This is a genomic window from Vibrio ishigakensis, assembly GCF_024347675.1.
GTDB lineage: Bacteria > Pseudomonadota > Gammaproteobacteria > Enterobacterales > Vibrionaceae > Vibrio > Vibrio ishigakensis.
The window spans coordinates 1163810-1185270 of record NZ_AP024882.1; the positions used below are offsets into that span (position 1 = coordinate 1163810).

The window sequence follows — 21461 nt, forward strand, 5'->3', positions numbered from 1 at the left end:
TTTGTTATGAGAGCAATTTGGATGCTAGTAACTCTCTTACTCTGTGAACCTGTTTTCGCAGAGCAAGAGTGGTTGTTCCCTATGCCAGTCTATTACGACGATAGAGAAATAGGGGAAGTGAACGTCTTTACCGATGGGCAGACACTTAAGGGTGTTCCTGCAAATGAGATTAACAAGGTGCTCAGAAGGGTGGTGTCGCAGACCACTAGACAAGAGATTGCTAAATATGGTTCACAAAAGATCTCCAATAAAGAACTAAACCCTTTGGGTGTGTGGCTGAAGTTTAGTGCCAATGATCTGAGTTTAGATGTTGCTCTGGAAGCGGATTCAACTAGTCGTGAATTGATCGACTTTGATGGGACCTACAAGGATCAAATCTATTCTGATTCTTCGTTCTTTGCTTGGCACAACGTTTTTAATTTCACCACTGACTATGCACGAGATATTGATGGTAATGCAGCAAATCGTTGGCTCGGTGAGTGGATAGCGACAGGTAACATCGGTGGTGCTCTGGGACTTAACTTTGAGGGAGCCGGTTATGTTGAGGGGGTTGATTCAGATACGTTTGAAGGTGGCTCTCGACTGTACAGGGGGGATATTCGTATGTTTGTCGATAGACCTAAATACCCGTTACGTATATCCGCTGGGGATGTTAGCACTATCACCTCCGGGCATGTGCCTTCTTTAAATCTTGGAGGGGTCGCCTTAGAGAGACTCTGGTCCAGCCTTCAGCCATCGCGAAACATACAAAATGGCGGTTCTCAGTCCATCTACCTTCGAGAGAGTGCCAACGTTTATATTTATATCAACGACATCTATTTCACGGATATCAGGCTTCCGCCAGGTAGATACCAGTTAGAGGACTTACCATTAGATCAGGGTAGCAATGACATTCGAATTGAAATTCGCTACCAGTCGGGAGAGCGCGAAGTTATTAACTATAGTCAGTTCTTCAATACTCGATTGTTGCGTTCCGGAATCAGTGATTTCTCTCTTTATGCTGGCGTTGCCTCCAATATCGTTGACACAGATTATGAGTACGATACAGAGCAGTATGTCGCACAAGGTTACTATGAATACGGACTTACTAATCACCTCACTATAGGTTTAAACGGGGCTTATCATCCTGAGGGGCAGATTGTTGGCGGTGTGATTAACGTCGGTGCACCATTTGGTAATATTGGTAGTCGCTTTAGTGGTTTAACCTACGAAGATGAATCCGCAGTCGGCAGCATTGCAAGTATTGACTATGAACATAGTGTGTTTGGTAATCTAGGCTTCAGTAGCCCTAACCTTCGCCTTTCTTATGAAGTGTTTACTGACTATCGTGCCACTCCATGGTTGACTGGTGCAGACCTGTTGTCAGGAATGCGAGCTAGAGGGGATTACCGTTACTATGTAACCTCAAACATAGACTATACCCTAAGAGGCAGTTGGACTTTGGATAGGGACCAATCTGAAAGTGTCTATTTTGGAGCTTTAGAGATCAGTTGGTCACCCTGGGATTTCAAGTTCACCAGTAGCATTGAGTATGAGTATGATGATGCGACAGGTATTGGCGAAACATCTTATTTCTTTGTTGCTCGTTGGGACTGGTTCTCTTCGGTGGACTTCTATGCAGCTAGTGCCGAATACCAAACTCGAACTAATCGAGTTCGTGGCACCTTTTCTAAATTTTCCCAATCCACACCCGGTGGCTATGGCTATGAGCTTACAGCGGAGTATGGTGAGAATGTTCAAGATTATTCGGTTCGCGGCGACTATGTGGGCAATCGCTTCACTACGGAGTTGGAGTATCAAGCGGAAATAGATGATCTCACCGAAGAACGTAATCAGGCTGTTTCAGCGCGTTTGAGTACCGCTGTTTCAATGTTGGGATCTGATATAGCGTGGGGGCGCAGTTATCGAGGGCCAGCTGTGATAGTTGACATCCATGACACCATAGAGGCTCCTGTGCTTATTAACGGCGTTTCTGAAGAGGAACCGGAGTCTATTGCAACCAGAAATCTTTCTGGATTGGTCCCAATTTACGGAGCTCATGGTTCATCAACGGTATATATAGATGTGCCCGAGGCACCTCTGGGGTATGACTATGGTCCTGATAGTTATGAATTCACTGCTGGCACTTATACAGGGCACAAAGTTCAGGTGGGTTCTGATGCGTCTAAAACGGTCATCGGTCAACTTTGGGACAGTCAAGACAAACCAATTCCCTTAAGAAATGGTGTTGTAATTTTGGAGTCTGAAGAAAAGGCCTTCTTTACAAATAAAGCTGGGCGTTTTGCGTTAGATGGTATGAAAGCGGGTCGATATCGTATCGAGATGCGAGGTCGCCCTTACTATGTTGGTGAGTTGATAATCGAAGATAGCAAGAGCAATTTAGTTTATCTGGAACCAATCAAACTAATAGTAAAAGGAGAGCTACCATGATCAGGTTAACTTCTCTGCTACTGGGTTTGTTAATAAGTGGTGTTGTGTTGGCAAAACCATGCGACGGACGTTGGAACGTAAAGGTTGAGAATACCAATGTCTCTTATGTGGGTGAAAAAGCCAGAATTCCAATCTTTATTCAAACAGCACGAACTATTCGGGAGTGTAACCCACAAGGTATTTATATTCGTTCCACCGTGAACTCAGGAGTGAGTCTACAGAGTAGTAATGCGTTGCTGAGTGGATGGATTTCTGACTCAACCGGGGGACGAACTGGCATTAAAACCAACCAAGGAGTCATATATCCACTGTCTTTGGGGGAAAATACCAAGCTGTGGCTAGAGGTACCAAATGCACTTAGCGGTAGCCCTGGCACTTATTCTTCTCAATTGACCTTTTCTATAGTCGGGATTGATGGTCCAAAGCCGATAGCTGGCAGAGCACAATTGCGAGTCGCGCCTTATGTTGAACTTAAGGTAAATGGTCAGGGTAGTAAGAAGACTGTGGTAAATTTTGGACGATTGAAAACTAACCAAATTAAGTTGCTTAACCTACATTTTCGTTCAAACAGCAATGTTGGTATTACCTTTGATGCAGAGCATGAAAAGCTTCAACACAACAAAATTTCTACCGCTTATGTACCATATAGCTTGTATCTAAATAATAAGAAGTTGAATTTTAAAACCACAGTATTGCTGTCCGATCTAGGGCGAGGCAAAACAACCAACAAGCAGCTGAAAATTAAAATAGGGGATACCAGTAATTCTCATGCAGGTTCATACTCGGAGACCATAACGATAACCGCATCTGCGCGCCCATAAAAAAACCCTCGCGCTGCGAGGGTTTTCAATTTCTCTATCCTTCCGCTTACGCTTCTGGAATCTCAGCACCAATCTCTTGGTGTAGACGACGACATGCGCGGCCGTCATCGTGGAATAGGTGACAACGTTTAGGGTCGATACCGATAGCGTAGTGATCGCCTGGCTCAACTTCTAGGGTGTCTGGTTGACGGAAGATAACGTCAGCATCAGCACCTTCTAGGTTTAGGTAAACCTGAGTTTCCTGACCTAGTTTCTCAACGATCATTACTTCACCTTCGATGGTCGCTTCAGTTGCGTCAGACATCAGTAGGTGCTCTGGGCGGATACCTAGAGACATACGGTCGCCAACGTTAACAGTAGTGCCATCAACTGGGATGTTGAATGCTACGCCGTTTTCTAGCTCTACACGTACGTGCTCAGCCGTCGCTTCTTTGATGTGTACGCTGATGAAGTTCATCTTAGGTGAACCGATAAAGCCAGCTACGAAGCGGTTTTTCGGGTAGTGGTATAGCTCAAGAGGCTTACCAACCTGAGATACGTAACCGCCGTCTAGTACAACAATCTTGTCAGCCATGGTCATTGCTTCAACCTGATCGTGCGTTACGTAGATCATGGTACAGCCTAGTTGACGCTGAAGCTTAGTGATTTCACTACGCATTTGTACACGAAGAGCGGCATCAAGGTTAGACAGAGGCTCATCCAGTAGGAATACGTTTGGCTGAGATACAAGAGTACGACCAATAGCAACACGCTGACGCTGACCACCAGAAAGTGCTTTAGGTTGACGGTCTAGTAGGTGAGTAAGCTGAAGAATGTCCGCTGCGTGCTTAACGCGACGGTCAGTTTCACCCTTGTCTGCTTTAGCCAGTTTCATACCAAATGACATGTTGTCATATAGGTTTAGGTGCGGATACAGTGCGTATGACTGGAATACCATACCTACGCCACGCTTAGATGGCTCAACATCGTTCATGCGCTCTTCGCCGATATATAGATCACCAGACGTGATGTCTTCTAGACCTGCAATACAACGTAGTAGCGTAGATTTACCACAACCTGATGGGCCAACGAATACTACAAATTCGCCTTCTTTGATGTCTAGGTTTACGTCTTTAGAAATCTGGACGTCACCGTAGGATTTGTAGACGTTTTTTAACGTGACACTTGTCATTTGAGTTGGTCCTCAATTTTTATTTTTACGACTTAACGTCCACTGTATAGAAGTAGGTATGTATGAACGCTAAAAATAGGAAACAGATTTTGTACTTCAGTCAGCTCAGGCTGCAAATCACTGAACTGGCTGAATATATTCATAGCTAAGCAACCTTATCCAAAGTCACTTGGGTATCAATATAATGGTCATTTCATCCAAAGAGAAAAAAGAAGAAAGAAAAAGGTGATGCACACAGCAAACATGAAGCAATGTGGCATCACCGGACATTTCAATCAGAACTGATATCCCCCGACACCCTGTGTTGTGTCCCCCGTCATGAACTCATCACGCACAAACAACAGAATGACTACCAGCCCCTTCGGAAATGTATATCCAACAAATCGTTGGAAAAGGGTTCTTACCATCCATATCTCGGATGTTGTTAGTTTGTGTATTCTTGTCTATAGATACATCCTCCCGTTTAAATTTTTTGTAGGGGGAGTAGGAGGGGAGTAGGTGTAGAGGCGTAGTTACCTACAAAACCGATCAACATCACTTTTACAATTGCCAAATGCTGGATCTGAATCACAACAATCGACTTATTGTGATCGGGGTCAATACTCAAGCGTGAGCTTGGTCTCGATTTTCCCCTGAGTAGTAGAGGGCGTAGTAGTTGGGAGGATGATTAGAGTAGAGGAGTGATGGATGATAGATGATGAAATTTGGCTCTCAGTTAGTTTAATGAAAGCCCTACATCAATAATAAAAAAGGAATATAACCATGAAAAAAGCCCTAAGCACAGTGGCACTAGGAACTATGGTTGCACTGGGTTCTTTCGGCGCACACGCGGCGATCGAAGAAGGTCAACTGACTATCTGGATCAACGGTGACAAAGGTTACAACGGTCTTGCTGAAGTAGGTAAACGCTTCGAAGAAGACACTGGTATCAAAGTAACTGTTGCACACCCAGATGGTCTGTCTGATCGTTTCCCACAAGTTGCAGCTACTGGTGACGGCCCTGACATCGTATTCTGGGCTCACGACCGTTTCGGTGGTTACGCTGAAGCTGGCCTACTAGCTGAAATCAAACCTTCTAAAGAAATCAAAGAAGGCATCGTAGATTTCGCATGGGACGCAGTGAGCTACGACGGTAAGACTATCGGTTACCCAGTTGCGATTGAAGCTCTAGCGCTTATCTATAACAAGGATCTAGTGCCAAACCCACCTAAGACTTGGGAAGAGGTTGAAGCTCTTGACGCGAAACTTGCTAAAGACGGCAAGAAAGCGATCATGTGGAACCTAAAAGAACCTTACTTCACTTGGCCTCTAATGGCTGCTGACGGTGGCTACGCGTTCAAATTCACTGACCAAGGCTACGACGTTAAAGATGTAGGTATTGCTAACGAAGGTGTTACTTCAGCGATGAACTTCCTGAAGAGCCTAGTTGACAAGAAAGTTATCTCTTCTGACATGGACTACTCAATCGCAGATTCATCTTTCGCTAAAGGTGAAGTAGCAATGACTATCAACGGTCCTTGGGCTTGGGGCGGTTACGACGGTAAAGTTAACTACGGTGTAACTACTATCCCATCATTCAACGGTGAAGCGTCTAAACCTTTCGTTGGTGTTCTAACTGCTGGTATCAGCACAGCTTCTCCAAACAAAGACCTAGCAGTTGAGTTCATCGAGAACTACCTACTGACTAACGACGGTCTACGTACTGTGAACAACGACAAGCCTCTAGGTGCAGTAGCACTTAAGTCTTTCCAAAAAGAGCTAGAGTCTGATCCACGTATCGCAGCGACTATGGAAAGTGCAGAGAACGGCGAAATCATGCCGAACATTCCACAAATGAACAACTACTGGAACTCTGCTAAGAACGCAATCATCAACGTTGTTGACGGTCGCCAATCTGTAGATGCAGCTCTTGCTGACGCTAAGAAGCAAATGCTTCGCTAATAAGTAATAAGTAAAACCCTTTGAGGAGGGGGCAACCCCTCCTTATTTTGTATTTTTCATTCGCTAGTAGGTCTTTTTATGCAGACGGTACAATCCTCTGGTTCTGTTGAGACGCCTCCTGTTGCCGGCAATACCAAAGCAGTATTAAAGTGGGCAACTCTTGGCTTAGTCGGAATTGTAAATGGTTATGCAACCATTCTAATGTATTCGCGTGGTGAAGTTGCGTTCGCGCTTCTGACTCTAATAATCACAGCTTTAGCGCTATATATTTTTGGTAGTAAGAAAACCTACGCACACCGTTATATTTACCCAGGTATCGCTGGGATGATTTTGTTCATCTTGTTCCCATTGGCGTACACGGTGAACCTAGCTTTTACCAACTACAGTGCAAAAAACCAACTTTCACTTGAGCGTGCACAATCCGTGCTTGAAGGGCGCACTTTCCAAAGTGGTGAAAGTTTCTCGTTTACTCTACTAAAAACTGTTGGTGGCCATGTCATCACAGTACAAGATGGTGAGCAGACTCTGGCTACACCAGAAATCAACCTAACTAAAGAGATTGAAGGTCAAGACATCAATCTATCGGTTGTTGATTCTGTTGCTGGTGAAAAAGAGCCAATCAAGAGCATCATCAAGTCTCGTCCAATCCTAAGCACAGTGGATCTCATCATGCCTAATGGTGATGCAATCCGCATGAGTGGTCTTCGTAAGTTCGCGGCAGTGGAGCAGCTGTTCACGCTACAAGACGATGGTCGTTCTATGCTGAACAACGAGACTGACCAAATCTTTATGCCAAACATGGATACGGGTTTCTATCAGCCTGTTGATGAAAATGGCAACTTTGTCGGTAACTCAGTGTCTCCAGGCTTCGTAGTTGGCGTAGGCACACACAACTTTGAGCGTGTATGGAAAGATGAGGGCATTAAAGAGCCGTTTATCTCAATCTTCATCTGGACAGTTATCTTCTCTGTTTGTACCGTTGTCTTCACTCTAGTTATCGGTCTTGTACTGGCGAGTGTTGTACAGTGGGAAGAGCTTAAAGGCCGTGCTCTGTACCGAGTACTTCTGATTCTGCCTTATGCGGTACCAGCCTTTATCTCGATTCTGATCTTTAAGGGTCTCTTCAACCAGAGCTTTGGTGAGATCAACCTAGTATTAAATCAACTGTTTGGTATCTCTCCGAGCTGGTTCTCTGACCCGTTCCTAGCGAAGACCATGGTTCTTATCGTGAACACCTGGCTTGGTTTCCCTTACATGATGATCCTATGTATGGGTCTACTGAAGGCGATTCCAGATGACCTTTACGAAGCGTCAGCTATCGATGGAGCAGGTCCGTTCAAGAACTTCTTCCACATTACTGTTCCGCTGATGATTAAGCCGATGACACCGCTACTGATTGCGAGCTTCGCGTTTAACTTCAACAACTTCGTAATGATTCAGCTATTGACGAATGGTGGTCCGAACATGATCGGTACCTCTGAGCCAGCAGGTTATACCGACCTTCTAGTTAGCTACACCTATCGTATCGCGTTCGAAGGTGGCGGCGGTCAAGACTTCGGTCTAGCAAGTGCTATCGCAACCCTAATCTTCCTATTGGTTGGTGGTATGGCTCTACTAAACCTACGTTTCACCAAGCTGTCACAAGATTAAGGAGCAATAAACAATGGCAATGGTACAAGGCAAAGACCTTAAATACCGTGTTTGGGCGACGCATATTGCTCTATGTGTTTTCCTTTCACTTATCATCTTCCCACTGTTGATGATCGTAGCTATCTCATTCCGTGAAGGTAACTTCGCAACGGGTAGCCTGATTCCGGATAATCCGTCACTAGAACACTGGAAGCTCGCGTTGGGCTTCTCAGTAACGAAAGCAGATGGCACAGTGACACCGCCTCCATTCCCAGTTCTACTGTGGCTATGGAACTCAGTTAAGGTTGCGGGTATTTCATCTATCCTAATCGTAGCGCTTTCAACTACCTCAGCTTATGCGTTTGCACGTATGCGCTTCAAAGGTAAGAGCACTATCCTAAAAGCGATGATGATCTTCCAGATGTTCCCAGCAGTACTTGCTCTGGTAGCTATCTACGCTCTGTTCGACAAACTAGGTCAGTACATTCCGTTCCTAGGTCTGAACACTCACGGTGGCCTGATCTTCTCTTACTTGGGTGGTATCGCACTGCACGTATGGACAATCAAGGGTTACTTCGAGACTATCGATAACTCGCTAGAAGAAGCAGCAGCACTTGATGGCGCAACACCTTGGCAGGCATTCCGTCTGGTTCTACTGCCACTGTCAGTACCAATTCTAGCGGTTGTATTCATCCTGTCATTCATCGGTGTAGTAGGTGAAGTACCTGTAGCATCGCTACTACTGTCTGACGTAAACAACTATACGCTAGCAGTAGGTATGCAGCAGTACCTATACCCTCAGAACTACCTATGGGGTGACTTTGCGGCGGCAGCTGTACTATCAGCACTGCCAATCACCATCGTATTCTTGCTAGCACAGCGCTGGCTAGTAGGCGGCCTAACCGCTGGTGGTGTTAAAGGTTAATCAAAACCTAATAAGAAAAAACCGAGCTCTCGAGCTCGGTTTTTTGCGTTTAGATGTTTTCAAGACTTGAAGGCGCATGCCCAAGATATTGCATCAAGACATAGATACTTTCTTGATGTAGGGCAACCTTTCGAAACAGGTGTGCGAATACAGTATCCCCACCAAAACATTGCATGATGTAGTGGTCGATCTGCTGGTCAGTGTACCCCTCAACATACATGGTACGCACCCAGTGGTATTCCACTGCTTGCTGGTCTTTGATTACATCAATACCAAGTTTTACTTCTTCCATTTTGTTTTTGATCTGTTTTAACAAGAGGGATTGATTGACGACAGCCGATTAAAACAGACCAAAATGAACAAATGATTACAGTTGAATGTCAGATATGTTTAAATGTGCCGAAATTTGGGCTAACAAGGGAATAATGAGTATGAAATGGAGCTTTGCGCTACTTTTTGGGGCGATAGCAATGCCAGCACTGGCCCAAAGTGAGCAAGTTACGCCTACTAATTGCGACGCTTCAGCTTTCGAACGACCAGAAGCGATCAGTGTCGATATGAGCACATTTGCCGAACTGAAAAGCGCGGCCAGATTTGTCTTCATTCCAAGTCAATACGACCCAAAGTTGTATCAATCAGAAAAACGTTATAGCCAGGCTGAAGTGCAACTCTTCATCGATACAAACTATGTTTGCTCTGTTGGTAACAAAGATGGCTATTTGTTGATCCCGTCTATGGTGACCAGTGGGGGGAGTGGACTCTTCTATTACATTGCACTTTATAAACAACAGCCAGGGTATTGGGAGCTTGAAGACGAGATGTTTTTGGGTGACCGAATCGAGCTTAAGTCTCTGACATATAACAAGGATATGTTCAAGGTTGAGTATGCTCAACACAGCGTTGAGCAAGCGATGGTGGAGGAGCCTAAAGAATTTGTAAGCAGGAAGTTTCTGATAACTGACAACAAGTTGACCGAACAAACAAATTGAAACTAGAGTCGTTTGATAGGCTCTAAATATAACTGATAAACTGCTTGCCGGATTCAAGGTACGAAATAATTGCTGAAATTTCGTGCAGATTCTTTTATTCTTCCAGCCCAAATTTTAATCAATAGGTAGTGTGGTGTTAAAATTCGATCATCGACAACTCATGTCTAAAAAAGGCCTACTTCTCATTCCCGTAGTGCTTTTGATAGTTGCTCTATTCTCTCAGTCTCAAGATGGTCGAAAGTACGTTGAGCTCAACATAGAATCTACACCACATCCGAGTGTTGATACTCCAGTAGAAACGGTGAAGCGTTCACCGGCCCCTACCTATAGCTACCATATTAAACGTGGTGATAACCTAAGTGTGGTATTTAGCCGTTTGGGCTTTGCTTATTCCGATCTTACTAAGATCATGGAAGAGGATCTTAACCACCTTGCATTAGACACTTTGAAGCCGGGCAACACCCTAAAGTTCTGGGCGGATGATGAGACAGGTAAACTGGCCAAAATGGAGTTGGAGTTTAACCCTGCCGATCGTGTCCAATACACCCGCACCGATGACGACACCTTTACCTTCGAAGATATATCGGTGCCTGGCGAGTGGAAAACCGCAGCTTTGGTAGGCAATGTGTATGGCAGTTTTTCAAGCTCAGCGAATAAACTGGGCTTGAGCATTCAAGAGATTGAGCAGATCTCAGCGCTTCTAAAAGACAAACTCAACTTCGGTCGCGATCTTAGAGCCGGTGATAAATTCAGTATTGTACATAAGGTGCAATACGTGGATGGTAAAGAGACGGGTAATCGTGAAATCGAAGCCATCAATATTCATAATCAAGGCCGTGTGGTCACCGCTTATCTGCACACTGATGGTCAGTATTATGATGACAATGGTGATGGTCTTCAGCGCGCGTTTGATCGCTTCCCAACCAAGATCCACCGTATTACGTCACCTTTTAACCCCCATCGCCTACACCCAGTTACAGGTCGTGTTTCGCCGCACAACGGCACCGACTTCGGTGTACCTGTGGGCACGCCTATTCACTCAATCGGTGATGGCAAGGTGATCATGGTGCGTAATCACCCGTACGCGGGCAAGTACATTGTGATTGACCACGGCTCTATCTATAAGACACGCTACCTGCACATGAGCCGCATCATGGTTAAGAAGGGACAACAGATCAAACGTGGGCAAACTATCGGTCTATCAGGTATGACTGGTCGTGTGACCGGTCCACACCTCCACTTTGAGCTTCTTATTCGTAACCGCCCGGTAAACTCAATGACAGCCAAGATCCCAATGGCGGAGTCAGTGCCAAAAGATCAGATGGCGAAGTTTGCGAGTCGTCGTGATTCATTGGCTAAGATGATGAGCGATAAAGAAGTGTTACTTGCGAAGCAGCAAGAAGAAACGAATAATAAGCAACAAGCTTTATAATTGTGAGAAAAAGATGACTCAAGACGATTTTGTACAACTGGTACAAACAGCCAGTGCCTGTAACGACCTTCCAGCTGCGCTTACGCTTCTTCAACAAAGCGAAGATGAAGAAGTAGCTGAGGTAGCTGTAGGCCTCAAAGGCCAGTTTGCGGTAGCTGAAGTAAACGGCGAGCAACGTGTTTACCACGTGACTACCAAACAAGAAGGTGATGACCTAGAAGAGTTCGTTGAGCATGTAATGAATACAGACGAACCAACCATCAAGTTTGTAGCTTGGTTCTTCGATGCCTTCTTCGATATGAAGCAAAGCGACACCTATAAGGCTGCTGGCAAGACTTATCGCCAACCAAAACGCAGTTAACTGGAAAATTTTAGTAAGCCCGAGCAGTGTGAAGTGCCCCCTTAAAGTTAGACATTTCTCTTAAGCAACTTTCAAGGCTTGGTTTCGATATTCTATCGGAGTCAGGCCTTTCAGTTTCACTTTGATTCGCTCAGTGTTGTAGTAATGGATGTACTCTTTGATGCTTCTAATCAAGTCATCCGCGTTGTCGAAGTCCCGACCATGATACATCTCCGTTTTAAGTAGACCGAAGAAGTTTTCCGCCACAGCATTGTCTAGGCAATTGCCCTTTCGAGACATGCTTTGTTCTATTCCACGTTCTCTTAGCATCCTGACGTACAACTTGTGTTTATACTGCCAACCTTGATCACTGTGTAGTAATGGCTGAGTTCCTTTTGGGAGCTTGTTAATCGCAGCTTTCAACATATCTAGTACCAGCGGAAGTCGAACATGTTTTGTCACCTGATAAGACACCACTTCTTGATTGAAGAGGTCGATGACAGGTGATAGGTAGACCTTCTGTCCTTTGACCTTAAACTCTGTAACATCAGTAACCCACTTCTCATCTGGCTTGGATGCAAAGAAGTTTCGGTCGAGCTTATTCGGTGCTGCATAAGCTAACTCTCCTTTATGGGAGCGATACTTTTTCGGTCTAACAGTGGATTTAAGTCCTAGCTCTCTCATTAATTTGTAGACCGTTTTATGGTTTATTTGAATGCCCCTATTTCGCAAGGTCCAGTAGATACGTCGATAACCGTAACGACCTTTATGCTGATAAAAGATACGAGTAATAAGCTCACGCTCACTAGCATAGTTCGAGGGTTTCTGAGCCACCTTTACTTGGTAGTAAAACACACTCCGAGCAAGTTTTATCGCTCGCAATAGGTACTTAAGAGGATGATCAGGCTTTAGAGCTAAAACAGTCAGCGCTTTTTCTTGGTTTGTCCTTCTTTTTCCAGTCTTAGCTCCTTCAACTTTTTTAAAACCGCATTCTCCGCACGAAGATATAGAAGCTCCTCTTTTAGCTCCTCTAATGTCATCTCATCGTCTGGTTTGTTGGTAGTGTGCGATTTAGATTTCATAGTGGCTCGTCCTCGCGATCTTGGCTCAAGCCCTACGACACCAGAGTCTTGGTACTGGTGAAGCCACCTAGATAAAGCAGATGGAGTAGAGAGGTTGAGCACAGCGCTTGTTTTATTGATCGACCAGTTGTTTTCCCACATTAGGCATAAAGCGTCGAACTTCGCTTTCGCTGTTGTGAGGTGTTTATGAAGAAACGCTTGCTCGCCATTCTCTTCATAGACACGCGTCCAGTATCGTATTTGTCTGGAGTTGACATTAAATATCTTAGCGAGTGCTCTAGACGATATTCCGTCACTGCATTGCTTCGCTACCGATAGTTTAAACTCTCTGCTGTATTTGGACATAAAAAGACCCACAATAATTGGTTGTCCAACTATTGGGGGTCAGTTCAAGTGTCTCGGGCTTTTTTATATGTGATTGTGTAAATTTATTACATCTAGCTGTGTTTCTTATAGAATGGCATTTATAGATTGTAAGCTATTGATAACCAAGATGTATGTTCATTCAGCCCTTTTGTTAACTGGCTTGTTCCTGTTTGTTTCATTACAAATGCGCTGTTTAATTCGCCACTTATTCATGAAACTTTTACAATATAAATGTGATCTATGTCTTGCTTTACTCCCATTCAGGGTGTAAATTACATCCATAAACGAAATTTAATTACAGTTTGGAGATAAGCATGAACAATGATCTAGGTGCAATGCTACTTGGTCAACAAGTTGCTCGTAAAACAATTGAAAACCAATTCAGCAACGCAATTGTTCGTCGTAAGCCTTCTATGTTTAAGAAGCTTCTAGCGAAAGTGATCAAGTAATCACGAAACGAATTCTGAGAGCCCTGGTGATAACACCGGGGCTTTTTTGTATCTGCGGTCAGTAACTCAATTACATGTCTGTAGATAAAAAAATCCCGACACACTAGGCATCGGGACAGGTTAGTTTCTGATTGTTTGGTTACTGATTACCAGCCACTGGCATATCTAGAACGTTGTTAGGAACTTGAAGGTTTTTCTCTGAACCTAACCAGTTTTCAAGGTTGTCTGCACCACCGATATATTCACCGTTCATCCAGATTTGCGGCACTGTCACTGGAGTTTTAAGACCGATATGCGCTTTCACTTCAGGGATCATGCGGTATAGCGCTGCACTTTCTTTTACTACATCGTGATAGGTGTATTCAATTCCAGCTTCATCCAGCATCTTCTTCGCCTTGATGCAGTACGGGCAGGTTGCTTTACCATAAACGATGTTGCCTTGCAGGTTGTCTCGTTTCGTCCACTCTGCGATAACCGACTGCACCAGAACGCCTCGGTTTAGCGCTTCCCCTTGGCTTACCACTTTACCCTCGACAAGCAGGATAGGGGCGTGCCATGCACCTTTCTTTAGTGGCTCCCACCAGTGTGACAGCCAATCCTTCACCTCAAACTCAATCTCTACGTCTTTGAGCTCGGTTTCAAAGGTATCTTTAAGGATATCTTTGGTTAGGGTGCACTCCCCACATGGGATGTTTACCTTAAATGGTCCCCAACTGCCGGCCCAACGATAGAGTGTGATTTTGATTGGCTTAGTCATGATGCGATTCCTTATGCTGTTCCTGAATTATAAGAACTAACCAGTGCAAAGAAAATTTCACTTTTGACTAAAAGTATTTGTAAAACAAAAAGACCGAGCACTAGGCTCGGTCAAAAGGGATTCAGAATTTACTGAAATTAGATTAGAAATCGTAACGGATACCCGCTTGGATTTGGTCGTCTTGGTTGTCAACTTGCTCGAACTTGTAGCCCGCGTAAGTGCGTAGGTTACCGTTGAACTTGTAAACTGCTTCGATAGCGAAGTTGTCTACTTCGTCTAGGCCAGTTTTAGTTTGCTTGATTAGCGTGTCTACGTCGTTGTAGTTGTACACTGCAACGAAAGTCCACTTGTTTAGCTTGTATAGCGCTGAGATTTCGAATGCGTTTACGTCTTCATCTGCAACTGAACCTAGACCGTAGAAACCGCCTAGAGTGAAGTCAGCGATAGAGTACTGTGCTGCGAAGTTGATCTGGCTGTCATCGTCGTCACCGTTAGTTTGACCAACGTAACCTAGACCTAGGTCAAGACCGAAATCAAAACCATATAGTGCAGAGATACCGTAGCTGTCTGCATCTTTTTCGTCTGAAGCGATGTAGTTAGCTTGAACGTTCAGGCCACCGAACTCACCTGCGTATAGGAAGTTGTTAGAGCGCTTATCTTTGTTACCTGCAACGATGTCAGCAGAATCTGCACCGAATGTAGCCATAGTATCAGTGATGTCAGTTAGGATTACCTGAGCTGAATCTTGCTTACCGTAAGAGAACTCACCGAAGTTTGTGCCAAGACCTGCAAACGCATAACGGTTAGTGATTGAAGCGTCAGTGTCGAACTCAGCTTCGTACTTACCAAAGCCGTATAGGTCATCAGAGATTTGAGATTTACCAACGATGTTTAGACGTGCACGAGACTTATCAGCAAAAGTGCTGTCAGTATCAGATTCGTTGTTGTCAGAAATATTGAAGCGAGCTTCCGCACGACCGCCGATTTTCAGTTCAGTAGTGTCATCCTTGTAAACTGTTGCTGCTGCCGCTGAACCAGAAGCCATTACAGCTAGAATCGCAGTAGTTAACGCTGCCTTTTTCATTTTAAAGTCCTATTTTGTCTAAAAATGAGTAATTTACTCGGGAGTTTATTATTCGGGCTGTGCCCGTTTGATGTGTTGGTAATTTAGATTTGGAATGTGAACGTCTAATGAATCGAGTATTACGGAACGGTTTCAGTTAGATTTCATCTGTATTAATGTCTAAGATTTGCCCAGATTAATATAACTGAAATATTTGTATTAAAACTGTTTATAAATATAAGGTGTAGAAATTGATTATGTACTTAAGTTGCTGTTTAAATTGAATTTAAAATAAAGATACAGAAGCTTAAATGTAAAATTATTAGTTTTTGATTACTAATTAGCATACTGGGATTTTGAGTAAATCAACCTAGACACATTATTTTACAAGTTCAATTAGACTAGAGTAAATGTGATCTTGATCTCTATTTATCTTTAGTGAGTTTATTTTTCGAACGAGAAGAGTGACTTATTAATAACGCTATAAGCACTTTAGTAAGCTTTTAATAGATATATTTTCACCACTCAGACCAAGAAACCTAATATAGTGTGTGAATTTGTTACGGAATGATGTACTTTTTAAGCTGAAACAGAATAATTATCCCGGTAATGGTTCACTTTATGAATATGAGGGAAGAATGAGTCTAAAGTGTAAAAAGTGTCGGGCGGAATTGCCTTATTTTCGAGAGAAGCGCTCTTGGTGGGAGAGGCTATTCAGTCAGCGCAGCAAGCGAAAGTACTTGTGCGCTGAATGTGGTCATGTGAACTTTGTCGATTAACGCCAAAGGAAAGGATAGAGTTTCTGCAATTCCTCTTGAGTTAACTTAGAAACCGTCTCGATATTGGTATCAGGAATAGAATCAGGGGCAGGGAAGTGCTTAAGCACCTTAGAGATGCTCTCTTCCCTTATCAAATGAATCACCGGATAAGGAGAACGGTTAGTTAGGTTCTCCACATCTTCTGGTTCACACCCGTTAAAACAGTAGTCGGGGTGGAATGTCGCCACTTGATAAGTGCCTTCATACCCTTGCTGTTTGATTAGTGCGTCTACCCAATCTAGGAAAAAGTTGTAGTCGGTAAAGTCCTGCAAGAAATTAGGTATAACGACCAGCGTGGTCTCCAGAACGTCCGCAGGTTCGTTATCCAGCAATAACATCTCTTGTAATAGGGTTTCTAGCACCTCTTCTTCCGATGTCCCTTCACTTACTGCGATTCGGATCTGATCTTTCTTAAACGGTTTGGCTGCAAAAGGACAGAGATTGAGTCCTATCACCACCTCTTTAAGCCACTGCAGCGTTTCTTGTTGCACCTTGTCCATTATTTAATACTAAAGCCTTGCTTGTGTAGAAACGCCTTCATGAAAGGTCGTGCTTCTTTACTCAGAGTACCTGTAATTTGCTCAGACCAAGTCATGGTTTTCTTATTGTCAGTGCGCGTCGCGTAGTATTGCTCAATTACTTTGTCGTAAGTGGCCAGCACATCTGTATCGAGCGTTTGATATTGGTTTTCATGTACCAAGATCTGTTTTGGTAAACGTGGTTTGATCTCTGGCGCTTGAGCCGGATGCCCTAGGCAGAGTCCAAACAGTGGTAACACATTCTCAGGCAGCTCTAACAGATCTGCAACCTTGTCAGGGTTGTTTCTGAGCCCGCCAATATACACACCACCCAGTTCAAGAGATTCAGCCGCCGTTAGGCAGTTCTGTGCCATTAAGCCTGCGTCGATAGAGCCAATTAAGGTTTGTTCAGTGAAACCAAGCTGTGCGTCAGGGTGGATCTGCTTATGGCGATTGTAATCGATGCAGAACACAAAGAACTCGGCGCAGTTGGCGACATAGGCTTGATTACCCGCATACTCAGCAAGCTTTTCACGCTTGGTTTGATCGGTAACACGGATAATAGAGACACATTGGATAAAGCTAGAACTAGAAGCCGCAATACCACAGTCTAGAATGGCTTGCAGTTGTTCTTGTTTGATTGGTTCAGGGGTGAAGGCGCGAATAGAGCGATGGCTCAATAAGGTATCAATTGTGGAATTCATAAGCTGTTGTTTGTGAGGGTTTTATTCAGCTTATCAATTTGCGCTATCAGAGCAACAGGCAAACAGGATTTATGGGTGAAAATGAGATCTCATTGAAAGATGAGCAAAGTGAAATGCGTGTCTTATACGCCAGGCAAAAAGAAGCCCCTACCAGCAAGCGCTGGAGGGGCAAATTTTTAGCGCAGCAATCCTGCTACAAACACATTCCCTAATACTATCCCTGATATGGTTAACTCCATTAACCTTATCCTGTCACATCGTCATCCCGACGGTGTCCTATCGTTCAACTATCCGTGTTAAACGTCGTTTCTTCCTGAAACTGTGTCTTCCTTGGGACTACATTCCTAGTAGTCGAGCCATCTGGCTTTCCCTTAGAGACTATGCCAACTCCCTGTCGACATAGCCATAATACGCCTTGCGACTTTATTTACAACTTAATACGCCGTTTGTTTTATATACGATCACTCTAAGTTATTCATTTATCCTTTATTAATCAGTAGGTTACTGTTTTTGTTATGTTTTAAATGTTAATGGTTTTTAACTAACTCGCACAGCTTTGTAAGAGATATCGCACAATCTATGGGGAAATCAGAGCACTACAGCAAGCTTCAGAATCTGGCTTACACTTATGTTGTTGAATTTGAGGGAGCAAATTTATGGGAAGAGTAGGGGCTATCGTCGCGCTAGGTGTCTTGTTTGCCAATGGGGTCCAGGCAAAAGGCACGGATCAATTGCATTGCATGCTTTCAGAAACCCAGGATCATTTTATCTATTACCCAAGCCAACTTGTTTACGCCAGTGAGCAGTTTGCTATTTTCCAAAACTTTAAGGGCAGGGTGACCACTCAAGTGGATTTAAAGACAGAGCAGATGCATCGCACTACCTTTATTGGGGAACCCTTCGATCCGGAATATCAGATCCTAAAGGGGCACTGTAAAGGTGTGGCGAAAGTAATTCGAGGATGGCAAAGAGAGAATGCCTCGAAAAACCCGCTGTTATAACGAGAAAAAGGAGCCCGAGGGCTCCTTTAGTATTTAAGCAGAGTAGGCTGCTATTAGAATTCGTAGAATAGACGGATACGTGCACCGTAGTCGTCGTGCTCTTCAAACATCGCAGAGCCTGGGTTATCAAGCTTGTTGTCTACGCTTGAGTAGTAAGCACCAAGAAGAACAGAGAAGTCTTGTACTGCTAGTACGTTGGTGAACTCGTAAGATGCATAGTAGGTGCTAACGTTTACGTCACCGTCAGCCCAACCTTTGATCTCTTTGTTTTCGTACTCGTTCATGCCGTAGATGTAACCAAGACCGAAGTTTTTGTACAGTGCGTTCAAGCCAACAGACATGTTAGTTTCGTCAACTGCGTCCATGTATGCAAAGTTCGCGTTTACAGAGATGTCACCAGTAGCCCAGTTACCTGTTAGGCCGTAACCAGTACGGTCGCCCACATCAACACCGCTTGAAGTAACAGCAGTATCGTTAACTAGGTTAGTTTCCATAGAAGCAGCAACAGTGAAGTCACCCATGTTGTAAGCGACAACTGGACGAACTAGGAAAGAGTCTTTAGTGCTAACAATGGATTCACCGTGATAGGTTTTCTGACCAAGCATGCCATCGTCGCTGAATAGACCAGAACGGTCACCTAGCATAGTGCCTAGCTCAACGTATAGGTTGCCAAAGCTTTGGTAGTACATGATCTGACCGTCAGCACCACGACCACGCGCTTCTTTCATTTGATAGATATACGCTGAACCATCTGAATATAGTTCGTTTGAAGTGTCGCCAGAGTACTCAAGGAATACGTCTAGGCCTACAGGGAACATGTCGTATGCTTCGTAACGACCTGCACGAACTGCCCAACTGTCTTGCTTACCGAATTCGAAATACGCGTCATCCAGTGCAACGTTACCAGTACTTTCGAAAAGTGGCTGAGCTTTAACACCTACGTAGTAACCTGCGTCTGTGAATTTTTCACCTGCAAATTCAATTAGAACGCGACCGTCCTGGTTGAACTCGCTATCGTCCATCATCTCACGATCTTGATAGTTGAAGTTAAGCTCGACGTTACCGCCGATAGAGAAGTTGCCTTCTTCATTGTCAACGATAGAGATGCCAGCGTTAGCTGTCATAGCAGAAGAAACTAGGATTGCTGCTAGAGATAGCTTAAATGTGTTTTTCATGTAAACCCCGTGGATTATTTTTATGTTGCGAACTCTTCGTTTCGCTGTTTGTCACATGATTCATTGCTTTGATGAATCGTTGTGATGGGGGGTATTCTGCGTTTTGAGTAGCAGTAACGGCAATTTTTGCTAAATCGTTTTGCCTATCTAAATCACATTTTAGAAAAACGACAAAAACCCTATTCTTTTCAAGGGTTTGATGCTTTTATTTATAAGCTTTGATGTAAAAGGAATGAGAGAACGGACTTAGGTCACATATTATGAATTTGTATGACAAGAGCTTTGTTGCATAAAGCGTGATTATATAGGTTCAAAAATGGAAAGGAGTGCCATTACTCCCTTCCATATTTAGTTCATAGACTGAGATTAGAACTCGTAGAATAGGCGAATACGGCCACCGAAATCGTCTTCTTCTTGGAAAGTACCTACAGAAGTGAGTGAATTACGCTCAAGATCGCTGTCGTCGATAGTGGAGTAGAACGCCCCTAGTAGGATAGAGAAGTCTTCAACCGCTAGCACATTCTCAAAGGTATAAGATGCATAAGCTGTATCTACAGCCACATCACCATCTACGAAATTGATTTCTTTAGACTCGTAGCTGTTAGTACCGTGGATGTAGCCTAGGCCGAAGTTCTTATAAAGAACGTTAACGCTGGCAGAGTAGTTCTCTTCGTCAACCGCATCCATGTATGCCAAGCTTAGGTTTGCAGAGAAGTCGCCGTTTGCGTAGTTACCAGATAGGCCGTAACCGGTACGGTCACCCACATCAACGCCGCTAGAGGTTACAGCAGTATCTTCTGCTAGGTTAGTTTCCATAGAAGCAGCTAGTTTGAAGTTACCCATGGTGTAAGCAACAACTGGGCGAATTAGGAAAGAATCTTCAGTGCTAACGATTGCTTCACCGTGATAGGATTTTCCATCTATGATACCGCTGTCACTGAATAGACCAGAACGGTCACCTAGCATAGTGCCAAGCTCAACGTATAGGTTACCAAAGTTCTGGAAGTACATTACTTGACCGTCAGAACCACGACCACGTGCTTCTTTACTTTGGTATACATATAGAGAACCGTCTGTATATAGGTCGTTTGCAGTATCGCCGGAGTAGTCTAGGAATACGTCTACTTGCGGGAACATGTCATAGGCTTCATAACGACCAGCTCGGACTGCCCAGCTTTCTTTTTTACCAAACTCAAAGTAGGCATCATCAAGCGCCACGTTACCTGTACTTTCGAACAGAGGCTGTGCTTTAACACCTACATAGTTACCACTGTCAGTAACTTTTTCACCGGCAAACTCGATAAGTACTCGGCCATCTTGGTTCCACTCGCTGTCTTCAACATCGAAGTCAACACCAGTGTCTTGGTCACCATCGACATAGTTGAAGTTAAGCTCGACGTTACCGCCAATAGAGAAAAAGCTACCGTTATCACCTTTCATCTCGAAGACACTGCCAGCGTTTGCTGTCATTGCACTTGAAACTAGGACTGCTGCTAGAGATAGCTTAAATGTGTTTTTCATGTAAACCCCGTGGTTTTTCTTTCGCGAACTCTTTGTTTCGCTGTTTGTAATAAAGATTACATTTGGCCTACGAATAGTGGCTGGCTTGAATCTTTGCTCTGCGGGGTATTCTGAGTTTTGTCGAGTATGAAAAATAGCTTAGCTAAATCGTTTTGCTGTTCTAAATCACACTTTAGAAAAGGCCAATAAAAACCTTTAAAAACAATGATTTGATGTTTTTATTTATATCAATCAGGCACATTGAGAGAGGGGGGCTGATCTATGTCACAAAATGTAATCTTGCATGACAGAGAGTTTGTTGCATATCTGACGTCAATAAGTACTTAAAA

20 protein-coding genes are annotated in these 21461 nt (G+C 43.9%); 10 read left to right on the top strand and 10 right to left on the bottom strand.

Annotated elements, in window-relative coordinates; genetic code table 11:
• The first annotated feature begins 21 nt into the window (after positions 1-21).
• Together Pcarn_RS19120 and Pcarn_RS19125 are read left to right on the top strand one after the other, a co-directional pair.
• Positions 22-2430, top strand: coding sequence for a fimbria/pilus outer membrane usher protein (locus Pcarn_RS19120; RefSeq protein WP_261835914.1), 2409 nt, complete (start codon positions 22-24; stop codon positions 2428-2430).
• Entirely contained in the window at positions 2427-3251 is an 825-nt protein-coding gene (locus tag Pcarn_RS19125) for a hypothetical protein (protein WP_261835915.1), read from the top strand. The genes Pcarn_RS19120 and Pcarn_RS19125 overlap by 4 nt, the downstream gene beginning before the upstream one ends.
• A gap of 46 nt (positions 3252-3297) precedes the next feature.
• Here the strand turns inward: Pcarn_RS19125 and malK are convergent, their stop codons facing one another.
• Positions 3298-4422: a maltose/maltodextrin ABC transporter ATP-binding protein MalK gene (gene malK / locus Pcarn_RS19130; protein ID WP_261835916.1), complete on the bottom strand. Its 1125-nt coding sequence runs from the start codon at positions 4420-4422 to the stop codon at positions 3298-3300.
• Between the two features lie 762 nt (positions 4423-5184).
• Between malK and malE the strand changes: the two genes are divergently transcribed.
• The 3 genes from malE to malG all read left to right on the top strand — a co-directional run bounded on the left by malE (position 5185) and on the right by malG (position 8917).
• A complete protein-coding gene (gene malE, locus Pcarn_RS19135) occupies positions 5185-6363 on the top strand; it encodes a maltose/maltodextrin ABC transporter substrate-binding protein MalE (protein WP_261835917.1) in 1179 nt (392 codons plus the stop codon).
• 78 nt (positions 6364-6441) lie between these two features.
• A complete protein-coding gene (gene malF / locus Pcarn_RS19140) occupies positions 6442-8013 on the top strand; it encodes a maltose ABC transporter permease MalF (RefSeq protein ID WP_261835918.1) in 1572 nt (523 codons plus the stop codon).
• A 13-nt stretch (positions 8014-8026) separates the two neighbouring features.
• Positions 8027-8917 carry a maltose ABC transporter permease MalG gene (gene malG, locus Pcarn_RS19145; RefSeq protein WP_261835919.1) on the top strand — a complete coding sequence of 297 codons (891 nt, stop codon included), beginning with the start codon at positions 8027-8029 and terminating at the stop codon, positions 8915-8917.
• Positions 8918-8966: 49 nt separating this feature from the next.
• Here malG and Pcarn_RS19150 read toward each other — a convergent pair whose 3' ends face one another.
• Positions 8967-9209: a hypothetical protein gene (locus Pcarn_RS19150; RefSeq protein ID WP_261835920.1), complete on the bottom strand. Its 243-nt coding sequence runs from the start codon at positions 9207-9209 to the stop codon at positions 8967-8969.
• A gap of 139 nt (positions 9210-9348) precedes the next feature.
• Between Pcarn_RS19150 and Pcarn_RS19155 the strand changes: the two genes are divergently transcribed.
• The 3 genes from Pcarn_RS19155 (at position 9349) to Pcarn_RS19165 (ending at position 11699) form a co-directional block, all read left to right on the top strand.
• Positions 9349-9906 (top strand): hypothetical protein, encoded by a 558-nt coding sequence (locus Pcarn_RS19155; RefSeq protein ID WP_261835921.1) that lies wholly within the window; start codon positions 9349-9351, stop codon positions 9904-9906.
• Positions 9907-10066: 160 nt separating this feature from the next.
• Positions 10067-11338, top strand: a complete 1272-nt coding sequence (locus Pcarn_RS19160; RefSeq protein WP_261835922.1) for a peptidoglycan DD-metalloendopeptidase family protein — start codon at positions 10067-10069, stop codon at positions 11336-11338.
• 13 nt (positions 11339-11351) lie between these two features.
• Positions 11352-11699: a hypothetical protein gene (locus Pcarn_RS19165; RefSeq protein ID WP_261835923.1), complete on the top strand. Its 348-nt coding sequence runs from the start codon at positions 11352-11354 to the stop codon at positions 11697-11699.
• A 60-nt stretch (positions 11700-11759) separates the two neighbouring features.
• Here the strand turns inward: Pcarn_RS19165 and Pcarn_RS19170 are convergent, their stop codons facing one another.
• Both Pcarn_RS19170 and Pcarn_RS19175 read right to left on the bottom strand, forming a co-directional pair.
• Positions 11760-12713, bottom strand: coding sequence for an IS3 family transposase (locus Pcarn_RS19170; protein ID WP_315972707.1), 954 nt, complete (start codon positions 12711-12713; stop codon positions 11760-11762).
• Positions 12602-13105: a helix-turn-helix domain-containing protein gene (locus Pcarn_RS19175; RefSeq protein WP_261833299.1), complete on the bottom strand. Its 504-nt coding sequence runs from the start codon at positions 13103-13105 to the stop codon at positions 12602-12604. Before Pcarn_RS19175 ends, Pcarn_RS19170 begins: the two co-directional genes overlap by 112 nt.
• Before the next feature lie 335 nt (positions 13106-13440).
• Here Pcarn_RS19175 and Pcarn_RS19180 point away from each other — a divergent pair, with 335 nt between their 5' ends.
• Positions 13441-13575, top strand: a complete 135-nt coding sequence (locus tag Pcarn_RS19180; RefSeq protein WP_261835924.1) for a hypothetical protein — start codon at positions 13441-13443, stop codon at positions 13573-13575.
• 139 nt (positions 13576-13714) lie between these two features.
• On the opposite strand, the gene Pcarn_RS19185 is transcribed toward Pcarn_RS19180, so the two are convergent.
• The 4 genes from Pcarn_RS19185 to nfsA form a co-directional block, all read right to left on the bottom strand.
• Positions 13715-14332, bottom strand: a complete 618-nt coding sequence (locus tag Pcarn_RS19185; RefSeq protein ID WP_261835925.1) for a glutaredoxin domain-containing protein — start codon at positions 14330-14332, stop codon at positions 13715-13717.
• Positions 14333-14474: 142 nt separating this feature from the next.
• Positions 14475-15416: a porin gene (locus tag Pcarn_RS19190; RefSeq protein WP_261835926.1), complete on the bottom strand. Its 942-nt coding sequence runs from the start codon at positions 15414-15416 to the stop codon at positions 14475-14477.
• A gap of 754 nt (positions 15417-16170) precedes the next feature.
• The gene (locus Pcarn_RS19195; RefSeq protein WP_261835927.1) at positions 16171-16713 is read right to left on the bottom strand and encodes a DUF1415 domain-containing protein; all 543 of its coding nucleotides are present in this window, start codon (positions 16711-16713) and stop codon (positions 16171-16173) included.
• Complete coding sequence (nfsA, locus tag Pcarn_RS19200) at positions 16713-17435, bottom strand: oxygen-insensitive NADPH nitroreductase (protein WP_261835928.1); 723 nt, start codon at positions 17433-17435, stop codon at positions 16713-16715. The genes Pcarn_RS19195 and nfsA overlap by 1 nt, the downstream gene beginning before the upstream one ends.
• 656 nt (positions 17436-18091) lie before the next feature.
• On the opposite strand from nfsA, the gene Pcarn_RS19205 reads away from it, so the two are divergent.
• On the top strand, positions 18092-18436 hold the full coding sequence (locus Pcarn_RS19205) for a hypothetical protein (RefSeq protein ID WP_261835929.1): 345 nt from the start codon (positions 18092-18094) through the stop codon (positions 18434-18436).
• Between the two features lie 53 nt (positions 18437-18489).
• Here the strand turns inward: Pcarn_RS19205 and Pcarn_RS19210 are convergent, their stop codons facing one another.
• Together Pcarn_RS19210 and Pcarn_RS19215 are read right to left on the bottom strand one after the other, a co-directional pair.
• A complete protein-coding gene (locus Pcarn_RS19210; RefSeq protein ID WP_261835930.1) occupies positions 18490-19611 on the bottom strand; it encodes a carbohydrate porin in 1122 nt (373 codons plus the stop codon).
• Between the two features lie 366 nt (positions 19612-19977).
• Positions 19978-21132, bottom strand: coding sequence for a carbohydrate porin (locus Pcarn_RS19215; RefSeq protein WP_261835931.1), 1155 nt, complete (start codon positions 21130-21132; stop codon positions 19978-19980).
• Positions 21133-21461 lie beyond the last annotated feature (329 nt).

What these genes read in the sequence shown, in the direction of transcription:
- Pcarn_RS19155 (WP_261835921.1), top strand. Translation starts at nt 9,349, where the DNA reads ATGAAATGGAGCTTTGCGCTACTTTTTGGGGCGATAGCAATGCCAGCA.
- malK (WP_261835916.1), bottom strand. Translation starts at nt 4,422, where the DNA reads ATGACAAGTGTCACGTTAAAAAACGTCTACAAATCCTACGGTGACGTC.
- Pcarn_RS19120 (WP_261835914.1), top strand. Translation starts at nt 22, where the DNA reads ATGCTAGTAACTCTCTTACTCTGTGAACCTGTTTTCGCAGAGCAAGAG.
- Pcarn_RS19195 (WP_261835927.1), bottom strand. Translation starts at nt 16,713, where the DNA reads ATGGACAAGGTGCAACAAGAAACGCTGCAGTGGCTTAAAGAGGTGGTG.
- Pcarn_RS19190 (WP_261835926.1), bottom strand. Translation starts at nt 15,416, where the DNA reads ATGAAAAAGGCAGCGTTAACTACTGCGATTCTAGCTGTAATGGCTTCT.
- nfsA (WP_261835928.1), bottom strand. Translation starts at nt 17,435, where the DNA reads ATGAATTCCACAATTGATACCTTATTGAGCCATCGCTCTATTCGCGCC.
- Pcarn_RS19175 (WP_261833299.1), bottom strand. Translation starts at nt 13,105, where the DNA reads ATGTCCAAATACAGCAGAGAGTTTAAACTATCGGTAGCGAAGCAATGC.
- Pcarn_RS19210 (WP_261835930.1), bottom strand. Translation starts at nt 19,611, where the DNA reads ATGAAAAACACATTTAAGCTATCTCTAGCAGCAATCCTAGTTTCTTCT.
- malG (WP_261835919.1), top strand. Translation starts at nt 8,027, where the DNA reads ATGGCAATGGTACAAGGCAAAGACCTTAAATACCGTGTTTGGGCGACG.
- Pcarn_RS19125 (WP_261835915.1), top strand. Translation starts at nt 2,427, where the DNA reads ATGATCAGGTTAACTTCTCTGCTACTGGGTTTGTTAATAAGTGGTGTT.
- Pcarn_RS19150 (WP_261835920.1), bottom strand. Translation starts at nt 9,209, where the DNA reads ATGGAAGAAGTAAAACTTGGTATTGATGTAATCAAAGACCAGCAAGCA.
- Pcarn_RS19160 (WP_261835922.1), top strand. Translation starts at nt 10,067, where the DNA reads ATGTCTAAAAAAGGCCTACTTCTCATTCCCGTAGTGCTTTTGATAGTT.
- Pcarn_RS19180 (WP_261835924.1), top strand. Translation starts at nt 13,441, where the DNA reads ATGAACAATGATCTAGGTGCAATGCTACTTGGTCAACAAGTTGCTCGT.
- malF (WP_261835918.1), top strand. Translation starts at nt 6,442, where the DNA reads ATGCAGACGGTACAATCCTCTGGTTCTGTTGAGACGCCTCCTGTTGCC.
- malE (WP_261835917.1), top strand. Translation starts at nt 5,185, where the DNA reads ATGAAAAAAGCCCTAAGCACAGTGGCACTAGGAACTATGGTTGCACTG.
- Pcarn_RS19185 (WP_261835925.1), bottom strand. Translation starts at nt 14,332, where the DNA reads ATGACTAAGCCAATCAAAATCACACTCTATCGTTGGGCCGGCAGTTGG.
- Pcarn_RS19215 (WP_261835931.1), bottom strand. Translation starts at nt 21,132, where the DNA reads ATGAAAAACACATTTAAGCTATCTCTAGCAGCAGTCCTAGTTTCAAGT.
- Pcarn_RS19205 (WP_261835929.1), top strand. Translation starts at nt 18,092, where the DNA reads ATGGGAAGAGTAGGGGCTATCGTCGCGCTAGGTGTCTTGTTTGCCAAT.
- Pcarn_RS19165 (WP_261835923.1), top strand. Translation starts at nt 11,352, where the DNA reads ATGACTCAAGACGATTTTGTACAACTGGTACAAACAGCCAGTGCCTGT.